8 protein-coding genes are annotated in these 9,078 nt (G+C 73.1%); 4 read left to right on the top strand and 4 right to left on the bottom strand.

What is annotated here, in order from left to right; all coding sequences use genetic code 11:
* Together GPJ59_RS37905 and GPJ59_RS29015 are read right to left on the bottom strand one after the other, a co-directional pair.
* Positions 1-694, bottom strand: a 694-nt coding sequence (locus GPJ59_RS37905; RefSeq protein ID WP_258025078.1) for a transglycosylase family protein, incomplete at its 3' end; no start/stop codon positions are given.
* 459 nt (positions 695-1,153) lie between these two features.
* Positions 1,154-2,002, bottom strand: coding sequence for a helix-turn-helix transcriptional regulator (locus tag GPJ59_RS29015; protein WP_219670672.1), 849 nt, complete (start codon positions 2,000-2,002; stop codon positions 1,154-1,156).
* 103 nt (positions 2,003-2,105) lie between these two features.
* Here GPJ59_RS29015 and GPJ59_RS29010 point away from each other — a divergent pair, with 103 nt between their 5' ends.
* The 3 genes from GPJ59_RS29010 (at position 2,106) to GPJ59_RS29000 (ending at position 5,883) form a co-directional block, all read left to right on the top strand.
* A complete protein-coding gene (locus GPJ59_RS29010; protein WP_219670669.1) occupies positions 2,106-3,209 on the top strand; it encodes an SDR family oxidoreductase in 1,104 nt (367 codons plus the stop codon).
* 141 nt (positions 3,210-3,350) lie between these two features.
* Entirely contained in the window at positions 3,351-4,574 is a 1,224-nt protein-coding gene (locus GPJ59_RS29005) for a cytochrome P450 family protein (RefSeq protein ID WP_219670668.1), read from the top strand.
* A gap of 127 nt (positions 4,575-4,701) precedes the next feature.
* A complete protein-coding gene (locus tag GPJ59_RS29000; RefSeq protein WP_308120541.1) occupies positions 4,702-5,883 on the top strand; it encodes a globin domain-containing protein in 1,182 nt (393 codons plus the stop codon).
* A 33-nt stretch (positions 5,884-5,916) separates the two neighbouring features.
* Here GPJ59_RS29000 and GPJ59_RS28995 read toward each other — a convergent pair whose 3' ends face one another.
* Both GPJ59_RS28995 and GPJ59_RS28990 read right to left on the bottom strand, forming a co-directional pair.
* The gene (locus GPJ59_RS28995; RefSeq protein ID WP_374200939.1) at positions 5,917-6,876 is read right to left on the bottom strand and encodes a nucleoside triphosphate pyrophosphohydrolase; all 960 of its coding nucleotides are present in this window, start codon (positions 6,874-6,876) and stop codon (positions 5,917-5,919) included.
* Between the two features lie 164 nt (positions 6,877-7,040).
* Positions 7,041-7,664, bottom strand: coding sequence for a SurA N-terminal domain-containing protein (locus tag GPJ59_RS28990; protein ID WP_219670665.1), 624 nt, complete (start codon positions 7,662-7,664; stop codon positions 7,041-7,043).
* Positions 7,665-7,840: 176 nt separating this feature from the next.
* On the opposite strand from GPJ59_RS28990, the gene GPJ59_RS28985 reads away from it, so the two are divergent.
* Positions 7,841-9,078: YfhO family protein (locus GPJ59_RS28985; protein WP_219670664.1), on the top strand; the 1,238-nt coding region annotated here is incomplete at its 3' end.

Raw genomic sequence — 9,078 nt, 5'->3', positions numbered from 1 at the left:
AGCGTGGGGCGGCGTGGAGGGGTGAAAAGGAGAGGGGCGCGGGGCGCGGGGTGGGCGGGCGGGGGCCCCCCGGCCCGCCGGGGGGGGCATGGCCGGGCGGGCGGGGGGCGGGCATGACGGGCAGTCCGAGCCCGGGCCCCTGGGGCCCGACGGGGTCGCTGATCGGCGGGGTGGTCGCGGGGACGCGCGGCCCACCGGGCGTGGCCGGCACCCACGGGCCGGCGGCGGTGTCCGCGATGCCGTGGGAGGGCGTCTGCGAGGGCTCGGGCTCGGCCTTCTGCCGGCCGGGCGTGCCCGGGTCGACGTCGGGGGACGGGCCGTGCTGCTGCAGTCCGGCCTTCTCGGCGCACATCGGCCAGGCCTGGGTGCCCTGGCTCGCCAGCACCCGCTCGGCGACGGTGATCTGCTGCGAGCGGCTGGCGAGGTCGGGGCGTTCGGCGTAGGCCAGGCCGCCCGCGTCGTTCCACTGCTGCTGGCTCAGCTGCAGGCCGCCGTACGCGCCGCTGCCGTGGTTGGCGCTCCAGGTGCCGCCGCTCTCGCACTCCGCGACCTTGTCCCACGTCCCGGTGTCCGCGGCGCTCGCGTTGGTGGCGGCGAGCAGCGGCAGCGCGAGCGCGGAGCCGGTGACTCCGGCCGTGACGACGATGGCGGGGACCTGACGGGGGCGCCGGTGGCGGCCGTTCCCGGAACGCATGCGGTGGACCTTTCGCGTGACGGCACGGGGGCGCCCCGACCTGGTCGGGACCCCCCGCAGGAGGTGACGTGGAACCTAGCGCTCCTCGAACGCATGTCACAAGTCGATGCAGCGCAGATCACGTGATGGTCACGACATTGACCACAGGTCAGTTAATTGCGGGGTGTGAAGCGCACGGGGAGGGTGCGCAGACCGCGCATGACGAGCCCGCCGCGCCAGCGCGGCGCCGCCGGGTCCACGGCGAGTCCGAGGTCGGGCAGACGCTTCAGCAAACGGAAGGGTCGGCCGCTCTGCACCGAGCCGAGCCGAAGTGTGGGCTGCGCGCCGTGTCGTCGACCCTCTCCCGGTGCGAGCGTGACGAGGGCCGGGAGTCCGTGACCGACGAGGCGCCGGCCGCATGAGTGTCGGCCGACGGATTGCCGGCAATCCGGCGTTTGTCGGCAATCCGGCGTTTGTCGGCTATCCGGTGATTGTCGGCTGTCCGGTGAGCGCCTGGGTTCCTATGACGGCGAGGAGCGCGAGGCGTTCGGCGTCCCGGCTGCCGGGTTCGGCTGTGTAGGCCATGATGCGCAGGTCGCTGTCGGCGACGACGAGTACGTCGCAGTCCAGCGTGAGAGCGCCGACGTGGGGGTGGTCGATGGTCTTGCGGGCGGACTGGTGCCGGCCGACGGCACCCGACTCCCAGAGGTCGTCGAACTCGGCACTCTTGACCCGTAGTCGGGAGATGAGGTGCTGCAGTCGCCGGTCGGCCGGGTAGCGGCCTGCTGTTCTGCGCAGGTCGGCGACCAGGGCGGCATGGAGTGCGCCCCGGGATTCGGGGGTGTGACGTACGCGGGTGCCTGCGCCGAGGAAGTTGCGCCACACGGCGTTGAGGTCGTTGCCGTGCCATTCCCCCATCAGTGCCGTGTACAGGGGGTTGGCGAGCAGCTGGGTCCATGCGGCGTCGAAGACCACGACGGGGGTGCCGGCGAGCCGGTCCAGCATCCGCTGGACGCCCGGCGTGATGTGCGCCGGGACCTTCTCCGGGCCCGGGGGAACGAGACCGGCGAGTCGGAAGAGATGGGCGCGCCCGTCGCTGGTGAGCCGCAGGGCCCGGGCGAGGGCTTCGACGACCTGCGGGGAGGGGCTGGCGGCCCGGCCCTGTTCGAGACGGGTGACGTAGTCGACGGAGATGCCGGCCAGCTGGGCCAGCTCTTCGCGGCGCAGCCCCGCGGCGCGCCGGCGGCTGCCTGCGGGAAGGCCCGCCGTCTCGGGTGAGACCTGGTCACGCCAGCGCCTCAGGGCCGCGCCGAGTTCCGTCGTTGCCATACCGGACAGTCTGGCCCACGTGCCACGAGGCGCGCCTGGTACCGGCAGTCCTACGAAGACGGGTCTACTGCCTGTTCCTGTGTTCTGTGCCCATCGTGGAGACATGACCTCGTCGCAGCCCCACGTCCTCGTCACCGGCGGGTCCGGCTTCATCGCCGGACACTGCATTCTCCAACTGCTGGAGCAGGGATACCGGGTGCGCACGACCGTGCGCACCCTCGGGCGCGAGCCCGAGGTCCGGAAGCAGCTCGGCGACGCCGGGACGGTGAACGCCGCAACGGTGAACGGCGGGACCGTGAACGCCGGGACGGTGAACGCCAGGACGGCGAACGGCGGCGCGTTGAGTTTCGTGGCCGCGGACCTCACGAGTGACACAGGGTGGGCCGGTGCGGTCGCCGGGTGCGACTTCGTCCTGCATACGGCCTCTCCTGTGCACGTGGGGCATGTCAAGAACGAGGACGATGTCGTCGTTCCGGCGCGTGAAGGCACTCTGCGCGTGCTGCGTGCGGCACGCGACGCCGGTGTGAAGCGGGTTGTCCTCACCTCTGCGTTCCACGCGGTCGCCTACGGGTACCCGCGCACCGACCACCGGTTCACCGAGGAGGACTGGAGCGTCCTCGACGGGCCGGGTGTCACCGCGTACACCAGGAGCAAGACGCTCTCCGAGCGCGCCGCGTGGGATTTCATCGACGCCGAGGGCGGTTCGACGGAACTCGCCACGATCCTTCCCGTCGCGGTCATGGGACCCGTGATGGCCAAGGCGGTCTCCGGATCCAACCACCTCGTCCGGCGAATCCTCGACGGGGCGATGCCCGGCTATCCCGATCTGTGGATCCCGATCGTCGACGTACGCGATGTGGCGAGCGCGCACCTGCTCGCCATGACCACCCCTGAAGCCGCCGGTCAGCGCTTCCTGACCGCCGGCGGACCGGCGATCCCGATGAAACAGATCGGCGCCGTCCTCAGAGCCGGCCTCGGAGCCGCGGCCAGGCACGTACCGACCCGGTCCCTCCCCGATGCCGTGGTACGCATGGCTTCCCTCTTCGACAAGGAGCTCCGTACGGTCGTGCCCGACCTCGGCTTCGCCAGGAGGACGACCAGCGCAAAGGCCCGCAGCGTGCTGGGATGGCGGCCCCGCCACAGTCCCGAGGCCGCCATCCTCGCCACCGCCGAGAGCCTGATCAGGAAAGAACTCGTGAAAGCGTGACCCGGCGGCACTTCGCCAGGAGACCGCCGACCCCGACCCCGACCCCGACCCCGTACCGGCGGCGGTCCGAGAAGCACCGGTGCCGTTGGCGCACCGAAGGCCGGATGGGGCGATCGCCGGCGTCGGGATACGGTCGAACCCATGCGTGACCGATCAGTCCCCGAACCGCCGGAGCTCTTCAGCTGGGAGTTCGCCACCGATCCGTACCCCGCGTACGCCTGGTTGCGCGAGCATGCCCCGGTGCACCGCACCAAACTGCCCAGCGGGGTCGAGGCATGGCTCGTGACGCGGTACGCGGACGCCCGCCAGGCCCTCGCGGACCAGCGGCTGTCGAAGAATCCGGTGCACCACGCCGAACCCGGGAAGACCGGAATCCCGGGTGAGCGCAGTGCCGGCCTGATGACGCACCTGCTCAACATCGACCCGCCGGACCACACCCGGCTGCGGCGGCTGGTGTCGAAGGCCTTCACCCCGCGCCGGGTCGCCGAGTTCACCCCGCGGGTGCAAGAGCTGACCGACCATCTCATCGACGGCTTCGCGGGCCGGGGTGAGGCGGACCTCATCCACGAGTTCGCCTTCCCGCTCCCCATCTACGCCATCTGCGAGATGCTCGGCGTACCGCGCGAGGATCAGGACGACTTCCGCGACTGGGCCGGCATGATGATCCGGCACGGCGGCGGGCCGCGCGGTGGGGTCGCCCGTTCCGTGAAGAAGATCCGGGGCTATCTGGCGGAGCTGATCCACAGGAAGCGCAACGACCTCGGTGACGACCTGATCTCCGGGCTGATCCGGGCCAGCGATCACGGTGATCACCTGACCGAGGCCGAGGCCACCGCCATGTGTTTCGTACTGCTGTTCGCCGGATTCGAAACCACCATCAACCTGCTCGGCAACGGGGCCTACGCGTTGATGCGGAACCCGGATCAGCTGGCCCGGCTCAAGACGTCCCTGGCGGCCGGCGACTCCGGTCTCCTGGAAACGGGGATCGAGGAGCTGCTGCGGTACGACGGCCCGGTGGAGATCGCGACGTGGCGGTATGCGACGCAGGCGCTGACCGTCGGCGGCCGGCACATCCCGGCGGGCGACCCCGTCCTTGTGGTGCTGGCGGCGGCCGACCGGGACCCGGCCCGGTTCGAGGAACCGGACACGCTGGACCTTGCGCGGCGGGACAACCAGCACCTCGGCTACGGGCACGGCATCCACTACTGCCTGGGAGCCCCGCTGGCCCGCCTGGAGGGCCAGATCGGACTCCGGAGCCTGCTCACCCGCCTGCCTGATCTCCAGCTCGCCGTCGATCCCTCGGAGCTTCGCTGGAGGGGTGGACTGATCATGCGGGGGCTGCGCGAACTGCCTGTGCGGTTCTGAGCCCCGGGCGGGCGTCACCATCCCACAGGCATCGTCATCCCATATGACTGGTTCGCCGCGGCTGTCCGTAGATCATCCGGACCTTGACCGGACGTTCTTTCCCCTTCCTACTGTCGGATCTGTGGATGTGCGGATCTTGAAAAGCAGTTTCGCGGTGGTGGAGCGACGGGCCGAACACGCCGTCACCTTCTTCTACGCACACCTCTTCTGGCACAACCCGGCGTTACGCGAGCTGTTCCCGGCCGCCGCCGGGGAGATGCAGCGCCAGCGGGACCGGCTCTTCGCCGCGCTCACTCACGTCGTCGCCCGCCTCGGGGACGCGGACCTGCTCCCCTATCTCCACGGCCTCGGCCGCGACCACCGCAAGTACCTGGCCCGCCCCGAGCACTACGCCGCCGTCGGCACCAGCCTGCGCGCGGCCCTCGCCGAGGCCTGCGGCGACGCGTGGAGCCCGGCCGCCGACAAGGCGTGGGCGGAGGCCTACCAGGTGATCGCCGACGCGATGCAGGCCGGCGCCGCGGACAGCGACGACCCGCCGTGGTGGGACGCGGAGGTGGTGCGCCACCTGCGCTACGGCGAGGACATCGGGGTGCTCACCCTGCTCCCCCACGAGCCGCTGCGCCACCTGCCCGGCCAGTACGTCAGCGTCAGCAGCGACCGCGTGCCGCGGATCTGGCGCACCTACTCCCTCGCCAGCGCGCCGCGCCCCGACCACACCCTCGACCTGCACGTCAGCCGGGTCGAGGAGGGCCTGCTGAGCACCGTGCTGGTCCGCGACGTCGAGCCCGGGGAGCGGCTGCGACTGGGGGCGCCCGGCGGGCGGCTGACGCTGCGCCGCGAGGGCCGCCCGATCACCTTCATAGCGGCCGGCACCGGCTGGGCCCCGGTGCGGGCCATGCTGGAGGAGCTGGTCCGCCGCCCTCCCGACGCCGGCGTACGGCTCTTCGTGGTCGCCCGGGACGCGGCGTACCTCTACGACCGGCCGCTCATCGACACGTACGCCGCCGACCTGGGCTGGCTGACCGTCACCTACATCACGCCGGCCCCGGGCGGGCCCCGCGAGCAGGCCACCGCCCGGCTCGCGACCGCCCTGGGCAACCGCGGGCTCTGGCCGGACCAGGACGTCTACGTCGCCGGCCCGCCGGTGTTCATCGAGGAGACCGTCCGGCTGGTGGCGGAGTTGGGCGCCCGCCCCGACCGGATCCACCACGACGCCGTCCCGGCGGCCCGGCCGCGCCCGCTCGGCTCCGGCGAGTGGTTCCTGAACCGCCCCGCCCCGCACTGGCACGACCCCGCGGGGCGCGGCTGACCCGGGTCCCGCGTCCGACCCCGGTTCTGCGGGTCAGTCTTCGGCGGGGACGCCCTCCGCGGTGCGGATCGCGTCGCGGTAGGTGCGGGCCGCCGCGCGCAGGGCCGTCTCCGGGTCCACTCCCTCGGCCTCGGCGCGGGCCGCGAGCGCGAGCAGTTCGTAGCCGATGCCCTCGCCCGCCGGCAGCGCCACGTCCAGCCCGCCCGCCCGGACCCGGCCGGCGAGCTTGGCGGCGAGGGCCAGGCCCGGCTGGCCGAGCGGGACCCCGTCGGTGACCGATGCGCGCTGCTTCTCCACCGCCTTGGTGCGCAGCCAGTGCTCGTGCACGTCCTCGGGGGTCTCCGCCTTCGCGTCGCCGAAGACGTGCGGGTGGCGGTGGACGAGCTTGGCGACCAGGGTGGCGGCCACGTCGTCGATGGAGAACGGCTCGGCCCCGTCCTCCGGCCGGCCCTCCTCGGCGATCCGGGCGTGGAAGACGACCTGGAGCAGCACGTCGCCGAGCTCCTCGCGCAGCTCGTCGCGGTCGCCGTCCTCGATCGCCTCGACCAGTTCGTACGCCTCCTCGATGGCGTACTTCGCCAGGCCCCGGTGCGTCTTGCGCGAGGTCCACGGGCACTCGCGCCGGATGCGGTCCATGACCTGGACGAGGTCCAGCAGGCGGGCGCCGGGCAGGTCGTAGGAGCCGGGCAGCAGCTCCAGCTCGGGCATGGCGACCCGGCCGGAGCCGGCGAGCCGGGCCAGCCCGTCGGTGAGGCGCTGGTCGCCCTCGCCGCTCGGCAGGACCACGACGGTGCGGCCGCCGGCGCAGTCCTCGACGAGGTCGCGGGCGTCGGGGGCCTCGTGGGTGACCTCGACGCCGGCCTCGCGCAGGTACGGCAGCTGCGGGTGGTGCGGATCGGCGCACAGCACCCGGTCCGCGGCGTGCAGGGCCTCCCAGGCCGGCCAGGACAGCACCCCGGGGGCGACCCGGTGGCTGGTGGTCAGCAGGACGATGCGGCCGGTGCCGGCGGCGGTGCCGGCGCCGGTTCCGGTGCCGGTACCAGCACCGGCGGCGGCACCGGCGGCGGCACCGTCGGCAGCCGGCTCGGATGCAGTCCCGGAAGCAGTCTCGGAGGTGGTCTCGTCGGTCACCTCTCGAACCTACCTCCGCCGGCCGGTCACGCCCCCGCGGGGGCCTGGTCGGCCCGGGTCTTCTGGGTGATCCACGGGCTGCCCTTGTCACCGAGGCCGATCTGCTGCGGGTCCCACGAGCCGTAGCGCGGGTTCAGCTCGATGCGCAGCCGCTCCGCGGTCCGGCGCAGCGCCTCGACGGCCTTGTCCTGGCTGCCGTAGTGGTCGTACAGCTTGTCGCGCAGCAGCCGGAAGCGGGTGTCGGCGTCGATCTGGTCCGGCGCGAGCACCGCCTGCTGCAGGGCGGCCGCCTCCAGTTGCTCGGCGCCGCCCGCCTGCTGGAGCTTGGCCTTGCGCTCGTCCTCGATCTCCTTGGTGCTCACCTCGACCCCGGCGTCCTTGGCGGCCCGCTCCAGGAGCGCGAGCTGGATCATCCGCTCCAGCTTGTGCCGCTCCAGGCCGGCCGTGGCCTGGATCAGGGCCGGGCCCTGCGGGGAGCGGTTCTGCGCCGCCCGGACGTCCTTGACCTGGGACTGCACCGCGGCGGTGGTGATCCGCTCACCGCCGACGAGGGCCGCGGTGCCGGGCCGGGGCTCGGACCCGCAGGCGGTCAGCAGCGGGGCCGCGGCGAGCAGGACGGCGGATACGGAGAGCGCTGTGCGACGGTGCAAAGGAGCCTCCTGGGCCGGGGGATTGTGCATCGGTGCACAAGGCCTTGCGGTGATCGATGGTATGCAGTCGGGGTCGCCGGAGCCACCGATTCGACCAACGATTCCCGGGGTGTTGGGGTACGAGTTCACCCGGCGGCCATCCTCGCGTCGTCCGGCGCTGCGAAGGTCCCCCCACCATGTCGACTCCGCACCGCCCGCCGCACCGCGCGCCGCGCCGCGACAGCGCCCTCTGGTCGGCCCTCGCCGCCGTGGTCACCACCGTGTCCGTGACCGCCGGGGACGCCGTCGCGCGGGTGTACCCGTACGGTCCGCGCCACCGCAGCGTCAACGACCTGGGCAACCAGTTCGTCCCCTTCCACGCCCACCTGTGGGACCTGCTGCACGGCCGGGCGGCCGGCGGGCTGCTGTTCAACTGGCAGTCCGGGTACGGCACCAGCTTCCTGCCGGACTTCGGCACCTATCTGACCAGTCCGTTCGCGCCCCTGGTCGGCCTCTTCCCGCGCGCGGAGATCGACCTGGCGGTGTACGTCGTCTCCGTGCTGAAGACCGCGGCGGCCGCGGCGGCCATGGTCTGGCTGCTGCGGACGCTGCGCCGCGGGCCGGGCTGGGCGGCGGCCGTGCTGGGCGCCTCGTACGCGCTGTGCGGCTGGTCGGTGATCGAGGCCGCCTACAACCCGATGTGGCTGGACGGGCTGATCGCCTTCCCGCTGCTGTGCCTGGCCGGGGAGTGGGCGCTGCGCGGCCGGCGGCCGGTGGCCGCCCCGGTGGTGGTCGGCCTGTGCTGGACCGCGAACTTCTACACCGCCTACATGGCCACGCTCGGCGCGGCGCTGGTGCTGCTGGTCCGGGTGGTCCTGACCCGGGAGACCGTACGCGACCGGCTGCGTGTGGCGGCGCGCGCGGCCCGGCACGTGGTGCTGGGCGTGGCGCTGGCCGCGCCCGTCCTGGTGCCGCTCTTCCTCAGCTCGCGGCAGGCCTACCCGGGCTGGACCCGGCAGTTCGCCCCGGTGTCCTGGCCGGACCTGTTCGCGCGGGCGCTGCCGGCCACGTACAGCTTCTCCTCGCCGGCCGTGTTCGTGGGCACCGGGACGCTGCTGCTGGCGGCGGCGCTGCCGCTGCACCGCGGGGTGCCGGTGCGCACCCGCTGGTGGTGGACGGGGCTGGCGGTGGCCGTCGCGCTGTCCTTCCAGTGGACCCCGACCCATCTGGCCTGGCACGTCTTCGCCACGCCCAACGGCAGCCCGTACCGGCAGACGTTCGTGCTCGCCGGGATCCTGGTGATCGCCGCCTGGACCGCCGCGGCGGACGGCTGGCCGGACCTGCGGGCGCTCGCGGCGGGGGCCGCGCTGCTGGCCGCCGCCGCGGCGTGGGCGGCCCGCAGCCAGCTGGCGAACGGCACCGCACTGCTGCTCTT

It is taken from the genome of Streptomyces bambusae (assembly GCF_019400985.1).
Lineage (GTDB): Bacteria > Actinomycetota > Actinomycetes > Streptomycetales > Streptomycetaceae > Streptomyces > Streptomyces bambusae_A.
The sequence above is the reverse complement of the archived record's forward strand: the minus strand, read 5'-3'. Positions and strand labels throughout refer to the sequence as shown.